Annotated in this window: 25 protein-coding genes; 2 read left to right on the forward strand and 23 right to left on the reverse strand. The window is 49.0% G+C overall.

What is annotated here, in order from left to right:
• Positions 1–8: 8 nt before the first annotated feature.
• The 16 genes from WC903_08020 to gvpA all read right to left on the reverse strand — a co-directional run bounded on the left by WC903_08020 (position 9) and on the right by gvpA (position 11769).
• Positions 9–263: a hypothetical protein gene (locus WC903_08020; GenBank protein MFA5893887.1), complete on the reverse strand. Its 255-nt coding sequence runs from the start codon at positions 261–263 to the stop codon at positions 9–11.
• A gap of 16 nt (positions 264–279) precedes the next feature.
• The gene (locus WC903_08025; GenBank protein ID MFA5893888.1) at positions 280–474 is read right to left on the reverse strand and encodes a zinc ribbon domain-containing protein; all 195 of its coding nucleotides are present in this window, start codon (positions 472–474) and stop codon (positions 280–282) included.
• Positions 475–645: 171 nt separating this feature from the next.
• Positions 646–891, reverse strand: a complete 246-nt coding sequence (locus WC903_08030) for a gas vesicle protein GvpG (GenBank protein ID MFA5893889.1) — start codon at positions 889–891, stop codon at positions 646–648.
• Positions 892–991: 100 nt separating this feature from the next.
• Positions 992–1726, reverse strand: coding sequence for a GvpL/GvpF family gas vesicle protein (locus tag WC903_08035; protein ID MFA5893890.1), 735 nt, complete (start codon positions 1724–1726; stop codon positions 992–994).
• Positions 1723–2832, reverse strand: a complete 1110-nt coding sequence (locus WC903_08040) for a hypothetical protein (GenBank protein ID MFA5893891.1) — start codon at positions 2830–2832, stop codon at positions 1723–1725. Before WC903_08040 ends, WC903_08035 begins: the two co-directional genes overlap by 4 nt.
• A gap of 3 nt (positions 2833–2835) precedes the next feature.
• Positions 2836–3357: a hypothetical protein gene (locus tag WC903_08045; GenBank protein MFA5893892.1), complete on the reverse strand. Its 522-nt coding sequence runs from the start codon at positions 3355–3357 to the stop codon at positions 2836–2838.
• Between the two features lie 41 nt (positions 3358–3398).
• A complete protein-coding gene (locus WC903_08050; protein MFA5893893.1) occupies positions 3399–4391 on the reverse strand; it encodes a GvpL/GvpF family gas vesicle protein in 993 nt (330 codons plus the stop codon).
• A complete protein-coding gene (locus tag WC903_08055) occupies positions 4391–6568 on the reverse strand; it encodes a CDC48 family AAA ATPase (protein ID MFA5893894.1) in 2178 nt (725 codons plus the stop codon). Before WC903_08055 ends, WC903_08050 begins: the two co-directional genes overlap by 1 nt.
• Before the next feature lie 73 nt (positions 6569–6641).
• On the reverse strand, positions 6642–7169 hold the full coding sequence (hsp20, locus tag WC903_08060) for an archaeal heat shock protein Hsp20 (GenBank protein ID MFA5893895.1): 528 nt from the start codon (positions 7167–7169) through the stop codon (positions 6642–6644).
• A 2-nt stretch (positions 7170–7171) separates the two neighbouring features.
• Positions 7172–7921, reverse strand: coding sequence for a GvpL/GvpF family gas vesicle protein (locus WC903_08065; protein ID MFA5893896.1), 750 nt, complete (start codon positions 7919–7921; stop codon positions 7172–7174).
• Complete coding sequence (locus WC903_08070; protein MFA5893897.1) at positions 7914–8291, reverse strand: hypothetical protein; 378 nt, start codon at positions 8289–8291, stop codon at positions 7914–7916. Before WC903_08070 ends, WC903_08065 begins: the two co-directional genes overlap by 8 nt.
• 1 nt (position 8292) lies before the next feature.
• Positions 8293–8646 (reverse strand): hypothetical protein, encoded by a 354-nt coding sequence (locus tag WC903_08075; GenBank protein ID MFA5893898.1) that lies wholly within the window; start codon positions 8644–8646, stop codon positions 8293–8295.
• The gene (gene gvpN, locus WC903_08080) at positions 8643–9575 is read right to left on the reverse strand and encodes a gas vesicle protein GvpN (protein MFA5893899.1); all 933 of its coding nucleotides are present in this window, start codon (positions 9573–9575) and stop codon (positions 8643–8645) included. Before gvpN ends, WC903_08075 begins: the two co-directional genes overlap by 4 nt.
• 422 nt (positions 9576–9997) lie before the next feature.
• The gene (locus WC903_08085) at positions 9998–10654 is read right to left on the reverse strand and encodes a hypothetical protein (GenBank protein MFA5893900.1); all 657 of its coding nucleotides are present in this window, start codon (positions 10652–10654) and stop codon (positions 9998–10000) included.
• A 55-nt stretch (positions 10655–10709) separates the two neighbouring features.
• A complete protein-coding gene (locus WC903_08090; protein ID MFA5893901.1) occupies positions 10710–11465 on the reverse strand; it encodes a hypothetical protein in 756 nt (251 codons plus the stop codon).
• Between the two features lie 94 nt (positions 11466–11559).
• Positions 11560–11769, reverse strand: a complete 210-nt coding sequence (gene gvpA / locus WC903_08095; GenBank protein ID MFA5893902.1) for a gas vesicle structural protein GvpA — start codon at positions 11767–11769, stop codon at positions 11560–11562.
• A gap of 607 nt (positions 11770–12376) precedes the next feature.
• On the opposite strand from gvpA, the gene WC903_08100 reads away from it, so the two are divergent.
• Both WC903_08100 and rlmD read left to right on the forward strand, forming a co-directional pair.
• On the forward strand, positions 12377–12793 hold the full coding sequence (locus WC903_08100; protein ID MFA5893903.1) for a helix-turn-helix transcriptional regulator: 417 nt from the start codon (positions 12377–12379) through the stop codon (positions 12791–12793).
• Positions 12790–14043: a 23S rRNA (uracil(1939)-C(5))-methyltransferase RlmD gene (rlmD, locus tag WC903_08105; GenBank protein ID MFA5893904.1), complete on the forward strand. Its 1254-nt coding sequence runs from the start codon at positions 12790–12792 to the stop codon at positions 14041–14043. Before WC903_08100 ends, rlmD begins: the two co-directional genes overlap by 4 nt.
• On the opposite strand, the gene aroA is transcribed toward rlmD, so the two are convergent.
• Genes aroA through WC903_08140 form a run of 7 tightly spaced genes read right to left on the reverse strand, consistent with a single transcriptional unit; the run spans position 14023 to position 20211 of the window.
• Complete coding sequence (gene aroA, locus WC903_08110; GenBank protein ID MFA5893905.1) at positions 14023–15285, reverse strand: 3-phosphoshikimate 1-carboxyvinyltransferase; 1263 nt, start codon at positions 15283–15285, stop codon at positions 14023–14025. The genes rlmD and aroA overlap by 21 nt on opposite strands.
• Positions 15272–16129 (reverse strand): prephenate dehydrogenase/arogenate dehydrogenase family protein, encoded by an 858-nt coding sequence (locus tag WC903_08115; protein ID MFA5893906.1) that lies wholly within the window; start codon positions 16127–16129, stop codon positions 15272–15274. The genes aroA and WC903_08115 overlap by 14 nt, the downstream gene beginning before the upstream one ends.
• 9 nt (positions 16130–16138) lie before the next feature.
• A complete protein-coding gene (locus WC903_08120) occupies positions 16139–16900 on the reverse strand; it encodes a HAMP domain-containing protein (GenBank protein ID MFA5893907.1) in 762 nt (253 codons plus the stop codon).
• Positions 16890–18095 (reverse strand): cofactor-independent phosphoglycerate mutase, encoded by a 1206-nt coding sequence (locus WC903_08125; GenBank protein MFA5893908.1) that lies wholly within the window; start codon positions 18093–18095, stop codon positions 16890–16892. Before WC903_08125 ends, WC903_08120 begins: the two co-directional genes overlap by 11 nt.
• On the reverse strand, positions 18092–18502 hold the full coding sequence (locus WC903_08130) for a hypothetical protein (protein MFA5893909.1): 411 nt from the start codon (positions 18500–18502) through the stop codon (positions 18092–18094). Before WC903_08130 ends, WC903_08125 begins: the two co-directional genes overlap by 4 nt.
• Positions 18502–18966, reverse strand: coding sequence for a 5-(carboxyamino)imidazole ribonucleotide mutase (gene purE / locus WC903_08135; GenBank protein MFA5893910.1), 465 nt, complete (start codon positions 18964–18966; stop codon positions 18502–18504). The genes WC903_08130 and purE overlap by 1 nt, the downstream gene beginning before the upstream one ends.
• 12 nt (positions 18967–18978) lie before the next feature.
• Positions 18979–20211, reverse strand: a complete 1233-nt coding sequence (locus WC903_08140; protein MFA5893911.1) for a homocitrate synthase — start codon at positions 20209–20211, stop codon at positions 18979–18981.
• Between the last annotated feature and the right edge of the window lie 84 nt (positions 20212–20295).

Here is a 20295-nt window from a genome sequence, read left to right on the forward strand (position 1 = left end):
TATTGGTTTTATTCATGCCGATCGTAAGAAGTAATAGTTAAATCTTTATCCAAAACCACATCGTATTGATGTTTTTCCATTATCTTCTTGCCGATGGCTTTCATAGATTCACTTTCTTCCACCACCTCAACCCTGGCCTCCCAACCGGTATCCACAACAGAGGTCTTGACCACAAAGGCATTGGGTTTCTTAAGCGTCTTCTTAAAGAAATTTTCAACCGTTTCGGTCGCGGCTACAACATCACCTTTTGTTTTTTCAGCCATTTTAATTCCCTCCTTTTTATTTTCCGCCTTTGGCGGAAACTTTGGTTCCACATTTTGGACAATACTTATAGTCGTAGCTAAACCTCCAGTGATGCCCGCATTCAGAGCATCTTATGGTAAGCGCCTCTCCGCAATTAGGACAATTATCATGGTCGCTATAAGTTGTGGTTTTACATTTTGGACATTTAAAGGGACCGGTTCCTTCCCCCATTCTTATTCACCTCCTCCAGCACTTTCTTTCTTCCCTTCAATCTTTTCCTTTTCGGCTTCCAACTTTTCGGTTAACTTTCTAGTTTTCCCAACAAATTTCCCTACTATTTCTGCAGGCGCCAAGGAAGGCTAACAAGACAATATCATGGAGGCTCAAAGGCAAAAATGTCATTTATTCTTCTTCTCCTTCTTTGTATTTTCGAATGGCTTCCAAGCGCTCCATTATTTTCGTTTCTCTCTTTTGATACTCATCTTCGGTAATCTCCCCCATATCTAAAAGGGTTTGGGCTTCTAATAACGCCTGTTGAGGCTTGGCTTCATCGGAAAGCTCCTCATCGACTTGGGTCTTTATCGCCTCAAAGATCCCCATAAATCCCTGGACCGGCAGCATTAATATATCATCGATTATAAATGCCATATCAAAAATCCCAATGTCAAATGGATGTCCGCCTTAGGCGGATTATTTAAATAATTTATTCCATCATTTGTCATTTTTAATTGGTCATTGGCCATTAATTTCAAAACATCAGCTCCACATTGGCGAAATTATAGGGCGCCAGCGGCCCGACATATTTCAAATTTATTCGATCCTTATGCTGTTCGTGGATTTTATTCACTAATTCGTCAAAATCTTTTTCTTTCTCCTTCTCCACCAAAAAGGCCGCATTCATTAGCCAGGGATCGCCATAGGTAGAATTCAACTTATAATCAACCGCCAATTTCTTAAATTTTCCCAGCAAGTCTTCAACTTCCTTTTCTTTTTTTATCTTTAAAAGTTCCTCAACTCTTCTTCCAATCTCCATTAAATTTGGATGGGGGGAACTTTTTAATTTTTTTATCTCCGGCGTTTCAGCAATTTCGGCAAAGATCGGTTCCAGAGCCGTCCACATGACCCGCAAGCCCAGTTCTACTTTACCCTTCATATTTTTAATCATATCCTTCAAGGTTGCTTCAAAGCGTTTTAATCCCTTTTCTACTACTTCCGCTTCACTCTTCGCAACAGTGCAAAAGCGCACCGGAAGCGCGGTAAATTCTTGCATAGCTTCCTCAACCACCAGTTCATGCGGCATCAAATTCTCCCGCAAGGCTTGATACCTCATCTTGGGCGAGCGACTTACGACTGCGCCCAGCCCATCAAAAGAAATGGCATAAACCCTGTCACTCCGGCCTCCGATACCCGGAGTCTTAAACTCTTTTCCCTCTTTAGGGTTATCTATAATGCAATAGACATATATACCCTCTTCGCCTGTCATTTTTCCTTTGCCTCATCGGACAGCGCCGCTACCAGAGCGCCTTTGGCTACCGTGCGCAAAGGCTGGGATGCCATCCGCACTGATTTTATGGCTAAGGGAAATTTAGATCGCTCCAAAATGCTTTTAAACCTGTCTGAAAATCCGGGAGGCAAAGAAGTTCCCCCTGATAAAATAATAGAAAGGGGTTTATCAAGGCGCGGCATCTTTTTGTTCTTTTCAAATTCCCTTTTTATGTTTTCAATAACATATTCAATGAGATGACTGTAATAGATAGATAAGGCGCTTTCTATTCTGGATAGGCCGGTTTCCTTGGATAGATCAAGACTGGTTTCTTTAATAGCAGAGATGCGGCTCGCAGTTTCATCGACACTCAAAGCTACCTGCTGATCAATCCAGTCCCCGGCCTTGGTAACGCTAAAGGCAACTATGGGAACGGAAAGGTAGGAAAGGCACATATTGACCATGCCGCCGCCAAAAGAAAGTCCGATCCCAGAAAAATCTTCATCGCCTAACTCCGCCAGAACTATGGCGTGCGCCTCATTGATTACTTTAGGGGTATAGCCAAGCCTGGCGATAAAACCATAGAGAATTTTCTCATGATAGATAACGTTGAAATCAGCATCAATTGGCTCACCGGGGACGGAATAGTAAACGATCTCGCCATCGCGGCGGGGTTTTCCTAAAACGCTTTTAATTAAAAGTTCTACCATGGGCAAAGCTTCTTTTTCCGAAGGGCTGACAATCCCTTTCTGGAGCGGTCGGCGGGTATCTTTGTGGAAAATATTGGCAAATTCCAGAGCTTCATCTCCCACTACGTACAGCTTGTTATCTTTGATAATATACTTAACCCGGGAATTATCCAGCATATTGCGGGTAAAATCCGTGTGTTCTACCTCAAAGAAGGCATCTCGCTGAGATCTAAAGATGATGGAATCGCCGTTTTTCTCCGCGAATTTTATAAAACAGGTCCCAATGTCTATCCCCTTACCATATTCTGCCTGCCTGCCTGCCCGTCCGGCAGGCACGGCTTTCTCGATTACCTTAACCATCTTTGCAACCTTCTTTTTAACTTTTCCGCCTTTGGCGAACTTTTTCCCCTTTACCATAACTTACCTCCCTTTTGCCTTTTTAAACGCTTCGACCGCGCCTCCGAGGTTAAACTTGTCTTTCTCATCAGTTGTAACCTTTTCAAGATTACTTTCCATCTTTACCTCCTCTAATTCTATCGGCGGAATGAAACTGGTTTTAATTTGAATTCTTTTCTCCTCATCTTCTGTCTCTCTTAGCCTTCTGACACCGGGACGATAAGACCCGCTTCTGACAATCCTCTCTTTAACCGGCAAGGCCCCTATTTCACGGGCAACTTCTTTGGCAACTCCTTTAGCGACTTCCTCCAGCATTGACTTATCTACGATAAACTTCCAACCCTCACCCGATAAAAGCTTTGCTCCTTTGGGAGCCAGAGCAAAATATTTGCCCTCATTTACCCTCAAATATCCTTGTCGAATAAGGGATTTACAAACCAGATCCGCATAACCAGGAGATATTCCTAATCTTTGGGTAATCAAACTTCTCCCGGCCTTACCCTTTTCTCCGACAACCTTTAATATCTCTTGTTCAGTTGTTCCCATCCTCACCCACCATTCGCTTCGCTCATAAGCCCGCCACCCCACTAGGTGGGGAGAGTAAGCTTTTTAACCGAAAATAAATCACAACCGTTGCTCGTATATTCATATAAAAGATCAAAAGCCTTTTTTAACTCCACAAATTGCTTGGCGGCCTCCGGATTATCTGGATTTTTGTCGGGGTGAAGCTTTCCGGCCATGGCACGGTAGGCCCGTTTAACCTCTTCCGGAGGGGGATCTTCTACTATTCCCAAAACTGCCTTGGCATAGAAAATTTCATCCGGAGTTAATTTCTTTATCTCAATAGTGGCAAAACTGTAAGGGGGCAGAGGGCCTACGCACTTAAAGTTTATTTTACCCTCATACTTTCTATCTAATTCCGCTAGTTCCTGTTCAAAGACCTCCTTTTTATCTTTATCAAGCAAAAAAGCTGTATTGAAAATCATCCTGTCATTTAAAGTAGCATGCTTACAAAAAGCGCCAGCTTGTCCGCCAGAGGCGGACAAAGCCGTGATTATCTCCTCGGCAATTCTATCTTTTTTTCTATCCAGGAAATCTTTAACCATTTTTCCAAGGATTATGCCACCCTGAATTCTTTCGCCGGGAGGCTTTTGAGTAACCTCGTCTTTGAAGCATTGAATCTCTGCTATTTCTCCTATCTCTTTTAAGACGCCATTCATCTCATTCCAAATGCCCACCAAATCCAATTCGATTTTCCCGCTTAAGGTTTCCATAATTTCTTTAAATAGTTTATAGCCCTTTTTCATTATTCTTTGAGTTTCGTTATCTCCGTCTATAAAAGTTCCAAATTTGAGAGGAACAACTGAATAATTCTGCATGACTTTTTCAATGATAGATTGATGTCTAAGCAGGTAATTTACTAGCTCATCTTTGCGCAGAGTCGCGAAAGGAATTGGTTTACTATCACTTACTACCAAAGAAATATCTTCATAAGGGATAGTAAAAATCTCCCCACCGATCCCCTGGATATCAAAGGTCTGCAGCTTATTGTCCGGGATGACACAATAGAGGTATTTCATCAACTCACCCCCGCTTCTCCTCTTCTCTTATAAAGAGAGGGGGATGGGGGATGAGTTTTTATTTCCTTGATCGCCTGACTAAAATAGGGCCTATCAATTTCAAACTTCGAATAATCCAGTTTCCTGCCCTTAGCTTTATCGATAAAATCTCTAATCGCTAACATAGATGCTCGCCGGCAAATAGCTTCGATGTCGGCGCCGGAAAGCTCCCCGGTCTTTTCAGCCAATTCGGAAAAATCAACCTCTTTAGCTAAAGGCTTATCTTTGGCATGGATTTTAAAAATCTCGACTCTGGTCTTCTTATCCGGCAAAGGCAGTTCAAACTTCAGATCAAACCGGCCTGAACGGAGCAAGGCGGAATCGACCATATCAAAACGATTGGTAGCGGCTAAAACAACCACTCCTTTAAGCTCTTCAATGCCATCCAGTTCAGTTAAAAACTGACTGATAACGCGCTGGGCAACTTGAGAATCTCCTCCCCCGGCTCCGCGAACAGGGACCACGCTTTCGATTTCATCAAAAAACAAAATAGTCGGCGCCGCTTGTTTGGCTTTTTTAAAGATCTCGCGGACAGCCCGCTCGGAATCACCCACATATTTAGACATAAGTTCAGGGCCTTTAACTGAAATAAAATTCACCCCGCTCTCTTTGGCTAAGGCCTTGGCCAAAAGAGTTTTCCCGGTGCCGGGAGCGCCATAAAGCAAAATCCCTTTAGAGGGCTTAGTCGCGGCTTTTTCAAACATTTGAGGATATTCCAGCGGCCACTGAATGGTTTCTTTTAGGTTTTCCTTGATCTCATCCAGCCCGCCGATATCCTCCCAACCCACCTCCGGGACCTCCACAAAGACTTCACGAATAGCCGAGGGCTCCACCTCTTTCATCGCCTCCATAAAATTATCCATGGTAACTTCAAGTTTCATAATTTTTTCATAAGGGATCTCCGCTACGGCAAAATCCAATTGAGGAAATAATATACGCAAGGAGGCCATAGCCGCTTCGCGGCAGAGCGCCTCAAGGTCGGCGCCCACAAAACCATGGGTGATAGCAGCTAATTTTTCCGAATTAACATCTTTGGCTAGCGGCATGCCCCGGGTATTGATGTTTAAAATTTCCAATCTGCCGTTTTTATCCGGGATAGGAATGCTTATTTCCCGGTCAAATCTGCCGGGACGACGCAGAGCCGGGTCAATGACATTGGGAATATTAGTCGCGGCGATCACAATTAGCTGACCCCGGGACGCCAGTCCATCCATCAGCGCTAATAGTTGCGCCACCACTCTTTTTTCAACCTGTTTTTCGCCGCCCATTTCTTCTCTTTTGGGAGCGATGGAATCAATTTCATCAATAAATAGTATCGCCGGAGCATGAGCCGCGGCATCTTCAAAGACTTCGCGTAGTCTGCCTTCTGATTCACCATAAAATTTCCCCATGATCTCCGGCCCGGAAATGCTGGTAAAATAAGCGTCAGTTTCACTGGCCACGGCGCGAGCAATCAGGGTTTTGCCGCAGCCGGGAGGCCCGTAAAGAAATACCCCTTTGGGAGCTTCAATTCCCAATCTCTCAAAAATTTGCGGATACTTAAGAGGGAGTTCGATCATTTCCCTGATTTTCCGTATTTCTTTATGTAAGCCGCCAACATCCTCATAAGTTACCCGATGCGGCCCAGCTTTAGACGCTCCTTCCGTTTTTAATTTAATTTGGGTGGTAGGAGCAATAACTACAATTCCCTCCGGAACTGCTTCTATTACTTTAAACTCCTGATATTTGGTCCCAAAAAGGAGTGCTCTGACTCGATTTCCCGCTATAAGAGGAATGCCTTCAAGTATCCGCCCCATATAGCGGGTATCCTGGGAAGCCATAAGGGTTAAGGGTTGAACGGTAATGCGGGTGGCAGGCTGACTTTTAGCCGGACTTACTTTTACTTTTTCATCCAGGCCCACTCCGGCATTATCTCTGATAATTCCGTCAATTTGTATGAGCCCCTTTCCCCGATCTTCGGCAAAACAGGGCATTACTTTTGCGGGAGTTGATTTCTTACCCTTTATCTCGATAATTTCTCCAACCTCTACCCCGATATCTTTCATATCATCAGGATCGATGCGGGCAATGGCCCGACCCACATCTTTAGAGAGGGATTCGGAGACCTTTAGGGTTAATGTTTCTTTTTTCTTTGCCATAATTCTTAAAATGTAGGGACAACCCTTGTGGTTGTCCGTTTTTTCGGACAGGGACAAGCCCTGTCCCTACAATTCATTTTTGTATCTTTATCTCCAAAACCCCATTCTTATAGGTTGACGCCATTGTTTCAGCTTTAACTTTTGAAGGGAGCAGAACTTCTTTGTGATACTTCCTGTCGCCTTTTGCGGCAGAAATATCCAGGATATCTTCTTTGAGATCAAGCTTGATATCAGTTTCTTCAATCCCCGGCATCTCCACCACCAGCAAGACGTGATCCTTCTCATCGAAAATATCGACCTCCGGTTCCCTTTCTTCTTCGACCACGGTTTTGCCTTCAGGGGTACGATGGATGTTGCCGAAGGAAGAGACTTTGGGCCCGCCTTTGGCCATGGTATTGATCGTGAAACCATACATCATTTTACCTTTCTTGCCGCCTAAACCCTCAATATCTATTGCCCCCGTTTTTTTAAGCTCTTCGCCCTTTTCCGCTAGTTTTCCTACAACATCAAGCAAACTTCCCAATCCCTCAAATATCCCACCCAGGTTAAATCCTGCTTCGACTTTTGGTTCCTCTTTTTTACCTTTTTTCTCTTTTGCCATTTTCACTCATCCTCCTTTATTACAACATTCACAAAATTATACGGCGGCAGGGGACCAACATATTTAAACTGCGCCCGTCCGCCTTTGGCGGAGTATTTTTTATCCAGCTCATCAACCAAAGTATCAAATTCCATTTCGCGAGCTTTATCGACTAAAAAAGCGGCGTTGAGAAACATATTTTCAGTCAAAAGTTTTCCTAAGGCGATATTATAGGCGCTGTGGCGCAAATGAGTGAGGATTTCTTCCCCCTCCTCTTCTTTTTTCTTTTCAAGCAACCTCTCAACCAACTTTCCAGCTTCAATTTGTTCCTCCAAGCCCGAAGCCCCTTTCTTCTTTTTTGCGCTAACTTCAGGGCTGTTGGCAATTTCTTTATAGATTACTTTCATGTCTTTCCAGAATGCCTTGAGCCCCAGCTCAACTTTACCGTCCATATCCCGCAAAAGACTTTTAAACTCACTATGTCTTTTCCCTAGAAGATTTCTTATCTCGTCGGCGCTTTCGGCAATACTGCAAAACCGAACCGGAAGCACGGTAAATTCCTGCATTACTTTTTCGATTGCCTTTTCATGGGCAATTAAATTATCCCGGCTCAAAGTATATTTTGTCATGGGGGTATTGCTGACCACGGCCGAAAGACCTTCGCAAGAAATAGTTGTCACCTCATCCCCTCGCCCGCCAATACCAATGGAACCAAAGTTACAAGGGAAGTTCGTTTCAATAATGCAGTAAATGTATTTTCCCTCTTTATCCAACAGTTACACTCCCTTTTCCATGACAGGCCAGACAGGGCAGGCCGCTTAAAGCTGATCCTCTGCCCCTACATTGCTTACATGTTTTAATTGGCTCTTTAATTGGAACTACTCCTTTCCCATGACAGACGACACAGGAGAAAAAGCTCCTGGGGTTTTTCATTCCCCGCCCCCCGCAATAAGCACAAACTACAACCGGCGGTTGTACGGTGATGGTTCCTTTTCCGCCGCACGCCGGACATTTAGCTTTTTGAGTAGTACCAACTAAGCCTTTCCCGCCGCAAAAAGCGCAGATAAAATCGCTTTTATGTAAAATCTGCCCTTTCCGTTTATCTAAACCTTTTTTCCAATCATAAGCAATCCACTCTTCCATACTAATATTGTAGGGCCATTCTTTGCCATTTAGGGACGCCTTGAGGGGCGCCTGTGGCCGGCAGACTTTTGCGCCTAGCCCTGCCGCCGGCGGTAAGTTGGCCCGCTTCGGCCGCCTGTAGTTTCCGGCTTTCCTTTTCTATGTCAGCTAAGCGCCGCTGAATTATTGTTTTGCGGCGTTCAACGATTGAACTTTCTTTCTCGAGTCGTTCTCTCTCTTTTCCCAGCATATATAAATCCAGGAAAGTCGAGTCTTGATTGCCTCGAGGAATAGAACGCCTGCCCGTAGAATGCAGCGTCCGCAGGCCATGAAGACCGGCGATGTTCACGGCCCCGTTTTTGCGCCGCTCTTTCATATTTTCACCCCCTCGTAATGCTTATTAATTAACTCATTAACAAGTTTCCTGACTTTAGCCTGATTGGTTCTGCTACCCACGCGGCTGGTCTCGGACGCCAGGATGTCAGTGCAAATTTCCCGGAAGATCCCTTTATCGGCATCGTGAGTTCCATTAAGCACCTTTAAACTCTTAGCAATCATGATGCAGCCGCGAATGGTGGGAGCAAACTCGCATTTTCCGGATCCCCGCAGAGCTCGCACAATCCCTACAATTTCCCCGGCTTTATCCTTAGATATTTTTGCTTTAGCGGCAGTAATATCTATCTCTGTTTCTTCATCATAATGATCCAGATCCATAGTAATCATGCGGTCGCGCAGGGCATCCTGACTGCGGTGTACCCCGGCGTATTCTTCAGGGTTGCTGGTAAAGATGGCGGTAAACTCCGGGTCGACCCGAAGATAGGACTCTCCTCCTCCTCGACCAACCGGCAAATCCATTATCTTTTCCTGCAAAATAGAAAGCAAGATATTATTAGCTTCCGGACGGGAGCGGGTAAACTCATCATATATTAATGTAAAGCCGTATTTACAGGCCACCGTTAAGCGGTTATCCACCCAGCGCTTAACCATATCTTCTTCCACTTTCAAAACACGCGAGATAAAGCGATCCACCACTTTTCGGATCCGGTAGCCGTATTCACCACCCACTAAATCAGAGGTTTTAAACTCTTCATCCCCATGAATAAGCACCACGGGCCGGCCGATTTTGCTGGCAATGTGCATCGCCAGGGTGGTTTTACCCGTCCCCGCACCCCCGCGAAAATGGATAGGAAACCCCGCTTTTATATAAACCATAGACCGATCAGCCAATTCTTTCACCTGTTTTGTCTCCACAAAATCGGGCATCGACTTTGGGTCCAAAACGGTAGTCATTTCATCGATGGACATTTTTTTACCTCCTTTTTTTTCGGACAGGGATAAACCCTGTCCCTACATGATAATGTAGGGACAACCCTTGTGGTTGTCCGTAAAATCTATTTCCCTACCAACCCAGTCCCCTGACACTCAAGACACGGAAGATCGCCTTTGCCTATATTGCGTCCGGTGCCCTTACAGGCAGAACACTTTTTATCACTGCGCTTACCTGGAATTACTCCCTTGCCCCGGCAGGCAATGCAGGTATTGCGGGTTTGGGGTTGGACCCCGCTTCCCCCGCAATATGCACAGTCTACATAGGGTTCTTCAACCGTAACCTGCCCGGCGTCACCGCAAACCTGGCAGTTAGCCAACTCCGAGAGAAGGTCAAAAGGATCTTTGCCCGTGCCTTTACAAAAGGCACATTTTATTTTCGGCATAACCTTGCCCTCCTTTTAGCTCTTTCTCGGTCTTCCTCTTTTACCTTTTTTCTTTGGCTTAGCGGATTCTTCTACTGTCTTAACTTCTATGCCCGCGGCAATGGGTTTGCCTTTTTCAATTTTTATAGCAACCCCATGCCTAGCTTTTTCCATCTGCTCCGCCATTTTCTGCCAGGCACCGCTTGCCGCTGTCATGTCATCCTTAACCTCAGCCAAATAACTACTTACTTCTTTATCTATTTCCATTATTCTCTTCTGAATTCCAGATAACATGGCCTTGAAATCTTTCAACCTATTCGTTTCTCCAGTCTTCAATGCTTCTTCAAGAGCTTCAGCCATTTCCTTATGCTCCTTCTGAAGTTCTTTAAGCATTCTCTTTACATTGCTGACTAAATCTTCAGCAAATTTGGCTAGATCCTTTGCCTGTGCGGTAGCCATCTTCCTGTGGTCGCCAGCAAAACCCTTTAATAGGCCACTGGTTGTATCCACCAAATCACCCACAAAGGAACTTAAATCTTTCCTTTGCTCCGCACCCATTTTCACCCGATCCCGGTTAAAGCCCTTAAGGGTATCATGGGTATCTGAAAAAATATTCCCTAAAACACTTATTCTGGCATCATAATCGCCTACAATTTTATCCGCTAAACTTTTCATCTCTTGTGCAATTGACATTTCCCTTACCTCCTCTTATTTGACATAAACTTTCGAATCCCTGTCTGCCGGCAGGCTATTTTGTGGCAGTCATCACCCCCTTTCCTCCTACGCCCTTCCACCTTCGCTCTTCGAGCTCCGGCGGACAAGCCGGGCTTCGGAGGACACGCTTTTTCGCCATGGTTAAAGATAAACTGCGCCAGGACCCGGCTGCGGCTATCCTTTCTTCCTGAAAGCCCTTGAGCATGGCTTTAAAGTCTCTTATTCTTATGGTTTCGCCTTTACTTAAAAGCCCCCTTATTCCTTTCGCCAACTCCTCATTTTCTTTACGATATTCGGCAACTTGGGCCTGGAAACCCTTAAGCATTTTTGTTACTTGATCCTGCCGCGCCAGCTGCTGCTTTTTAATTTCAGAGAACTTGGCCTTAAACTCGTCCAGCCGAATTTGCTCACCGGCGACTAATTGTTTATTGAAATCCGCAAATCCTTCCTTTAATGTCCCGGCAACCGCCTTTTGCTCCGCCAGATAATCTTCCAAAAGTTTCTTTACCTCTTTTTCCCGATTGCTTTGCTCTTCCAAAATCCCCCGCATCATTTGATCAAAATCCTTATGCCGCAGGGAGTCGGTTTTGGCCAATTTCTCACGGAGTTCTTTGCTTAACGATTCTCTTTCTTCCCGGGTTTCAAGCAGGGCTTTTTGAAAACCATCCAGCATTTGGTGGGTATCAGAAAAAATGCATTCTATCGAAGCGATGCGGTCTTCATAAGAAGAAATAACATCACAAGCAAGGAACTGCATCTTTTCCGCGACATTTGATACGCCGTCAACCATTTCTACCTCCGATTATTTTAAGAAAGATTCCTGGTGCAGAATGCCTTATTCCGGGATTCCTCAGCAAGAATCGTTCCCATAAGTTTCAAGAAACTTACGCTGCTGCGGTTGCCGTGAGGCCTACTGCTTCAGCATATTTCAAGAATGTCTCAACACCGGCGACCACAACTCTGGCTTCAATCGCCAGAAGCTCGATCCCGACTAAGGATATCCTTACCCACGCGTCAATCACGATGCCCTTATCGAGAATGCGATCGATGACTTCTACCAAGCTGGAACTTCCAATTGCTTTTTCAACTGCCATGTTTTTTCACCTCCTTTTGTTTATAATATAATGTAGGGCAAGGGCTTATCCCTTGCCGAACTCCCTTAATCAATAATCATCATAAATTTGGGATTCTGTTTCTTTTATGGCTGTTTTTAACAGGCCAAGAATGCCTAAAAGTTTCCGCAACCACTTAAACATTCTCATTTTCCAATTTCCGGGTTGATTTTATAGTCATAAATAAAGAAAAAACCAAGGCTGTATAAAGGCATACCTTAGCTTTTCCGAAAAATTAAGTTTGGTGAAGCTCGCGGAAATCCGCGAATTTTTATTTTCCGTGTGTGTGTGTGTGTGGGGGGGGGGGGGGGGGGGGGGGGGGGGGGGGGCAGACTATTTAATCTATCACTCATCATTATGATGAGATCACTCATCGGTAATTGTGTGTTCATTTTTTTACTTCTCTTTCCTTCCGAGCTTCCACCTCCGCACTCTAAGCGGACAGGTCGAAGAGCCAGGCAGTAATTTACATTACTACTAAGGAAGTATATGGCATTTAGCCCATTTGTCAAGTTGTTTTTGACCTATGGGCTATTCTTCTCTTATACCCAATTGGCTTAGACTGTAAGCCTGGAAGGAGGAATAATAAATGGCAATTTTAAACGGCCTTGGCAAAAAGATCAAAATGCTAAGAAACGCAAGGGGCTTGACCCAGGAAGATTTAGATGGGCTTACTGGGCTACATTATACATTTATTGCTAAAATTGAAGCCGGGAAGAAACAACCTAGTTTAAAAAGCCTGGCAAAAATAGCTAAAGCGTTAGGCATCTCCCTTTCGCGGCTTTTTGAAGAAAAACAAAAGGTTCCTATCAAACCCCCGCTAAATAAATTAATAAAGATTCTTGAAGATAGGGATCCAAAAGAAGTAAATCTTATTATCGAATTGGCAGAAACTATTTTTTCTAAAGCAGACAAGCTATTAAAACAAAAAGGGTCACGACAAAAGTCGGGGGGGGGGGGGGGGGGGGGGGGGGGGATCAGGTTAAGGTATAATGGAAAGGAATGAAGATACTGACACTCGACGAAAAAGGGCGGGGCGTTGGGCCGGAAGGGTTACATGTCTCCTTCGCTTACCCCGGCGATGAAGTCGAAGCTATCCTGATCAACCGCCGCAAGAAAACCGGCCGGCTGGTCAAGCTGATCGAAGGCTCCCCGAACCGCCAAACTCCCCCCTGTCCCTACTTTGGCCGTTGTGGCGGCTGCCCCTGGCAAGGGTTGAAATACAAAACGCAGTTGCAGTTCAAGGAAGCGCGGATCAAAACGCTTTTCGGTGACTGCCAACCGATCATCCCCTCGCCTGACGAGTACGGCTACCGCAACCGGATGGATTATGCTTTTGGTCCGGAGCATACCCTCGGGCTGAAGGACGACCGGGACAACATTATCGATCTCGACAGATGTCTTTTAGCTTCGGCCCGGAGCAACGAGCTGTTGGCGCGTCTGCGCCAATTCAGCGTCCGCCACGATCTAAAAGAGTACGACCGCGGACAGGGGCTCCTGCGCCACGTCGTCATCCGCGAAGGGCTAAACATCAAGAACGCCGTCCTGAACGTCATCACCTCCAACCTGGGTGAGTTCCCTCTGGAGACACTCTGGGAGGAATTAAAAGGGAATGTTGAGGGGATCACCTGGAGCGTTAATCTCTCGCCGGCCGATCGCTCCTACGGCGACCTCCAGGCGACGCTCGGCCAGGACTATTTATTGGAATCTTTACTCGACCTCAAGTTCAAGGTCCCGGTCCAATCGTTTTTCCAAACCAATACCCGCCAGGCGGAAAGGCTGCTACAAGTTATTAAAGATTTTGCCGGGTTGCAGGGAGGAGAAATGGTCTTCGACCTTTACGCGGGGACAGGAAGCATCGGTCTCTCGTTGGCCGACCGCGCCCGGGAAGTGATCGGTCTGGAAGAGAACGAAGCGGCGGTTGCGCTCTCCCGGGCCAACGCCGAGCTGAACGGCTTGAAGAACTTTACCTCCCTGGCCGGCCGGGTCGAAGCGGTCATCGCTTCACTCGGCAAAAAACCAGAGATCGTCATTCTTGATCCGCCCCGCCCCGGCTTACATAAGAAGGTGATCCAGGAGCTGGGGAAGATCGGGGCGCCGAAAATCGTCTATGCCTCTTGTAATCCGACCACCCAGCAAGTCGATGTTGCCGGATTAACGGCGTTCGGGTATCAGATCAAGCAAAGCCAACCCCTCGATATGTTTCCCCACACCCCGCACATCGAGAATGTTATCTTACTTGTTAAGAGAAGCTAAAATCTCTTCAAACCCGGGAAAAGAGGTTTCGATACAAGCGGTATCGGTCACGCGCGTCCTGCCCTCGGTAATCAGGCCGGCAATGGCGGCCGACATGGCAATGCGGTGGTCGCCGTAGCTTTCGATCTTGGCTCCGGTTAGTTTGGTCGGCCCCGTTATTTTCAGCCCGTCATCCAGTTCTTCGATCTTGGCTCCCATCTTGCGCAGCTCTGAGGCTATCGTCTTGATCCGGTCGCTCTCTTTGACCCGCAGCTCTTTCGCCCCGCGGATCTCGGTCGTCCCCACCGCCTGGGTGGCCGCCACGGCGATGATCGGGATCTCGTCGATCAGCCGCGGAATGATCTCCCCGTCAATTTTCACCGCTCTTAATTCCGAACTCCGAACTACCAGGTCGGCGCGCGGTTCGCCGGAGATGATCCGTTCGTTCTCGACCACCAGATCAGCCCCCATCCGGTGGAGAACGTCGATGATCCCGGTGCGGGTCGGATTGACCCCAACCTCCCGCAAAGTAATGACCGCCCCGGGAAGGATCAAGCCGGCGACGATAAAGAAGGCGGCCGAAGAGATATCCCCCGGCACGTCAACCTCGGCACCGTCAAACTCTTTCTGACCAGTGATTCGTGATTCGTGGTTCGTGATTCGTATAGTTGCGCCAAAGTGTTCCAGCATCCGCTCTGTATGGTCACGCGACTGGTTCTTTTCAAGAACTGATGTTTCGCCGCCCGCGAACAGGCCGGCCAGTAATACCGCGGATTTGACTTGCGCGGAGGCCACGGGAAGTTCGTAAGAGATCGGTTCGAGGTTGCCGCCAAAGATCTGGAGCGGAGCGTAGATCTCGCCGTCGCGCTCTACCCCGGCTATACTCGCGTTCATCAGCCGGAGCGGTTTGGCGATCCGCCCCATCGGCCGGCGCTGGATCGAGGCGTCGCCGGTTATTTTCGTAGTAAAGCTCTGGCCGGCCAGTATCCCGGAGATCAGCCTGATCGTCGTCCCGGAATTACCGACATCGAGGGCCTCTTTAGCCGGCCTTAAACCTTGCAGCCCCTTCCCCATAACTCGCAACTCGGACCCCGTAACATTAATGGCAACGCCTAGCTTCCGAAAGCAGTCAATGGTCGCTAAGCAATCAGCGCTGGCCAAGTAATTTCTGATAACAGTCTCACCCCGGGCCAGGGCGCCCAGCATGACCGCCCGGTGGGAGATCGATTTATCGCCGGGGAGGCGGAAGTCAGCTTTGACCATAAATAGCATCGCGGGCAGTTTTGGCTTTGAGCAGTTCTTCGCGGATCTTTTCGCCGTTGCCTTCTTTGACCGCTCTTTCCAGCTCGGCCAGCGCTTTTTTAAAAGCGCCGATCATTTTCAGAACAGCCTTTTTATTGGTAGTGAACATATCGACGCCAAGAATGGGATCGCCCGAAGCAATCCTGGTCGTGTCACGGAAGCCGGATGCCGCTGCTTTGGCCATCAACTCTTTTTCCGGCTCGCCGGCGATCGAATTCACCAGTGCCGCGGCAACGGCCAGCGGCAGGTGGCTTATTCCCGCAACAACGAGATCATGAGTTTTTGTGTCCATTTCCAAAACCGAACCACCCAACCACCCAACCACCTGTTTGATCTTTTCCAGGGCCTTTTGACTCGTTTTTGATGTTTTTGTAATGACCCAGGTCTTATTCCTGAACAGTTCGGCCTCAGCCGCTTCGAGTTTGGTCGTTTCTTTCCCGGCCATCGGATGGCCGCCCACAAAGAAAACGCCTTTCGGCATCGCCTTTTCCGCCGCGGAGACTATTTCGTATTTTGAACTGCCCACGTCGGTTACGATCGCGCCTTTTTTCAGGCTCTTGGAAATTTCGTTGATGACCGGCAGGATCAGGTTCAGCGGGGTGCAAATAAAGACCAGGTCGGCATCGCTCACCCCTTTGCTGTGGTCAGTGGTGCCCTCATCGATCGCTCCCATGGCCTTGGCCGCTGTCAGTGTTTCTTCTCGCCGTGGGATGCCGACTATTTTAAGGTCTTGAACGCCTGATCTCTTTAAACCCAAACCGATCGAACCGCCGATCAGGCCCAAACCGATTATCGCTATCCTCATGCCGCTATCTTACCTTTTTTCCAGCCGCTCCGCCAGTTGATCGACCCCCACCGCGATCTGGCCAAGCTCATCCCTGGAACGATCATCGATCCGTTCGCCGCTGTTACCGGCGACGATCTTCCGCAGGCTGGCCAGAAATTTTTGGAAACGCAAGCCGGTATAATTGGCCAGGAAGAGGCCGTAAAAATAGAGGAAAATAAAACCGAGCGGCGCCAGGACAACGTTAAGAAAGAGGATATAGTTGACCCGCTCGATGAACCGCCCCTCACCGACCTCGACCTTGCTCTTCCCTTTCTCGATCTCGACATAAGCCCGGCCGATAAAGGCACCATAATCGCGGCTAAATTCGGCCGTGATCACGCCACTCTCGGCGCTGACGAGCTTACCCTCCTTGAGGTTGACCAGCTTAAGGGCTGACTGGCGAAAAGTGTAAAAGTCGCCGACCAACGCGACAAAATCTTCCGGGATCCCCCCGGCCCGGAACTGTGTGTAATCGACCAGCCAGTTCCCCATCTGCATCAGACCGACCCGGGCCAGGGCCGGCCGCTGGTCAAGGTCGAGCCGGACCTGGAGCCCGGCCGAGCGGAGGCTCTGCAAGGCACTCAATTGGCGCCAGCTGTCGCGCATCAGGTTATTGTAATCATTGACAATGGTACTGATGTGAAAAATACTGCTGGAAAAAGCGCTGGTCAGGATAAAAACGCCGATCAGGTAGCCAAACATGATCTTGCCCGGAAAACTCCAATGCCGGAAGTTCAGCTCAACGGTCATGGAACAACACCTCCAATAAATGATGCCCGGCAGCCACGCGGAATTTAGACCGGCCGATCTCTCGCTCTGAATAACCTTTGATCAACTGACGGCCAGCGGCTAACGGCGCGGGATAGATCACGAACGGGACATCGTCCCTGGTGTGGGTCATGTATTTGATCGGCGTCGGATGGTCGGGCAATACCAATATTCGCGTATCGCGTAACGCGTTACCTGCCTGCCGGCAGGCACGGCGCGTAACGTGTTTCAGCATGGCGCCAACAACATATTTATCAAAATCCTCGATCGCCTGGATCTTATGTTTGACGTTTCCTTCGTGGCCGGCCTCATCCGGCGCTTCGACGTGGACGAAGACAACATCATTGCGCCGGAGTGCTTGCAGGGCGGCCGCGGCCTTGCCGCGGTAATTGGTGTCAAGATAGCCGGTCGCTCCGGGAACATTGATCACTTCCATCCCAAGGATCTTCCCCAACCCTTTCAATAAATGGACAGCAGTAATGATCGCCGCCTTCTTGCCAAAACGGCGCCGGAACGACAGCAAGTCAGGCCTTTTCCCCTGCCCCCACGGCCAGATCATCGTCGCCCGGCTGGTCAGGCCATGCAGGATGACCTCGCTCTCGTTCATCAGGCGAAGGAGCTGGTCGGCCCCCTTCCCTTGAGGGAGATAACCGTTGATCTTTTGGCCGGTGATATCGTGCGGCGGGACGGTCTTGATCTTCTCCAGCGGCGCGGCGGCGGAGTCGGTCATCACTAACAGGTTGCGGTAGCTTAGCCCGGGATAGAATTTAACCCCACGGGAACCGATCTCCCGGTTGAGTTTGGCCAGGATCCGGCGAGCCTCCGGCGTCGCAATATGATGGGCGGTAAAGTCTTTCATCCGGCCGTACTCGACCGTGACCAGATTGCAGCGAAAGGCTACTTCGCCCGCCTTTAATTCGATTCCCAAGCTGGCCGCTTCCAACGGACCCCGTCCGGAATAATATTTCTGCGGATCGTTGCCAAAAATGCTCATGGCGGCAACATCTGAACCAGGTTCTAAGCCGCGAGGGATATTGTTAGTCCAGCCGCAGAGGCCGTTTTGGGCCAGGAAGTCGAGGTTGGGGGTCCGGGCGGCCGCCAGAGGGGTTTTTCCGCCGAGTGCCTTGAGCGGCAGGTCGGACATGCCGTCACCGATCAGGACTAGATACTTCGTCATTTTTTCTTCAGGGACTTAGGAATTTCTTCCAATAATTTCTCGAGCTCTTTTTCAGGGATCGATATCTTAGGAGCTTCTATTTTAAGGGGTTTAACTTCCGGGGTGGGAGCAGAAATAATCTTTTCCTTGATGAAGGAATTGACCTTGGGGGCGTTATCCTCGACCGCCGGATAAACGCTTTTGACCAGGCTGGTCGAGACGGCAACAAAATAAGAATTGGCCAGCATCTTGCGCGCTTCGCCGGAAATGAGCGACGAGTCGAGCAACAAGCGGACAATGATGACCAGGATAACAAGCGAGACGACGACCACCAGCATATTTTTGACCGTCTTGAGGAGCCCGCCGGCGTTCTTGAGCAGATAAAAAAGGATCAACCCGGCAATGGCCAGATCAATGATATTCAACATTAAGCTTGCGCCATCCTTTGCTTGAAAGCTTTGAGCTTTTCTTTTAACTCGGGATACTTCAGCGCCAGGATCTCGGCCGCCAGGATGGCCGCGTTCTTCGCCCCGTCGATCGCCACACTCGCCACCGGCACGCCGGGCGGCATCTGGACGATCGAAAAGAGAGCGTCATGGCCGGAGAGGGCCTCGGTATGAACGGGAATGCCGATGACCGGGAGGATAGTCTGGGCGGCGACTACGCCGGGGAGAGCGGCCGACATGCCGGCCGCCGCAATGATCAAGTCATAATTGTTTTCCGCTTCGCGGGCGAACTTTTCGACCGCCTGGGGGGTGCGGTGGGCGGAAGCGACAACGACCTCATAGCCGATCCCAAACTCCTTGAGCTGGGCTTCCGTTTTGGCCAGAAGCCCGAGATCGGACTGGCTACCGCAGATGATCCCAACTTTCGGATTTCTGATTTCGGACATTCGGATTTTCTCCTATGGCGTGACGGTCATGATCTGGCGGGCCTGCTCCGGGTATTTCGCCACGAAGAGGAGCTCCGCCCGGGTCAACGGTTTCTGGGTATGGACATTAGCATAACGGACCAGTTCGAGTATCCGCTCCGCTTCCTGGTCGTCCTTGAACTCAACCTCGATCTTGCCGAAAACGTTGCGGAAACCTTTAATGCCGGAGTATTCCCCGACGGTGATCATCCGGCCGGTCTCAACCAGCTCCGGTTCACCGCGGCCTAGCTCTTCGTATTCGTAGAGCTCATAATTGCGGCGGTCCTTCAGCGCCCCGTCGGCATGGATCCCCGACTCATGGGCGAAAGCGTTGGCGCCGACCCCGACCTGGTTGACCGCGATCGGGATCCGGAAGGCGTAGGAAGCGTAATTGGCGATCTGCCACGCCTTATCCAGCTTGATCTCGGCTGGCATCAGATTTTTACCGCGCAGGCCGCTGCTGTATTTAAGCGCCAGCAGCACAGAGAGAAGATCGGCGTTCCCGGCCCGCTCCCCAACCCCGTTGACCGTGGTATTGATGTAGGCATCCTGGCCGCCGTCGAGCACCCCTTTGGCCCCCAGGACCGAGCAGGCGACCGCCATCCCGATATCGTTGTGGCAGTGGAGCTCGATCGGCAGCTTGATCTGCTCGGCCAATATCTTCAACCGTTCGTAGATCGTCTGCGGATCGTCCGCGCCCAGGGTGTCGCAATAGCGCAAGCGCTTGGCCCCGTGTTCCTTGGCAGCCAGACCGTATTTGACCAAATAATCGATCTCCGTGCGGGAAGCGTCTTCGGCGTTGACCCCGACGGTCTCGGCCCCCAGTTTATAAGCGGTGTCGACTGCGGCGGTCATGCTGGAAATGATCGTGTCTTCCGTCATCTTCCCCATGAATTTATTCTCGAGCATGATGTTCGAGGTCGAGATCGAAAGATTGAGATGCCTGATCTTGGGCGTCAGCTTGAAAGAGAGCTCAACATCCTTCTTGAGCGCCCGGGCCCAACCTTCCAAGCGGATCGGGGCAAGCGCCCCCAGGGCGGCCAACTCGAGGTTGGCATTGAGGTAATTGGTCTCATGATGGGTGAAAGGAAAACCGAATTCAGATTGGAATATCCCCATTTCGTTCAGGTACATATTGATGATGGTTTTTTCCAGCTTAGCCAGGCCGATGCGCGAGGTCTGCACTCCGTCCCGGTTAGTAACGTCAATAATATGGATTTTTGGCATGTAACTGCACTCCCCCTTCCCGCCAAAGGCGGACACGGAGCTTAAATTATAGCGTAAATTAGGCGGTTCGACAACTTGGCTATT

It is taken from the genome of Candidatus Margulisiibacteriota bacterium (genome assembly GCA_041658645.1).
Taxonomy (GTDB): Bacteria; Margulisbacteria; WOR-1; order O2-12-FULL-45-9; family XYB2-FULL-48-7; genus JBAZZV01.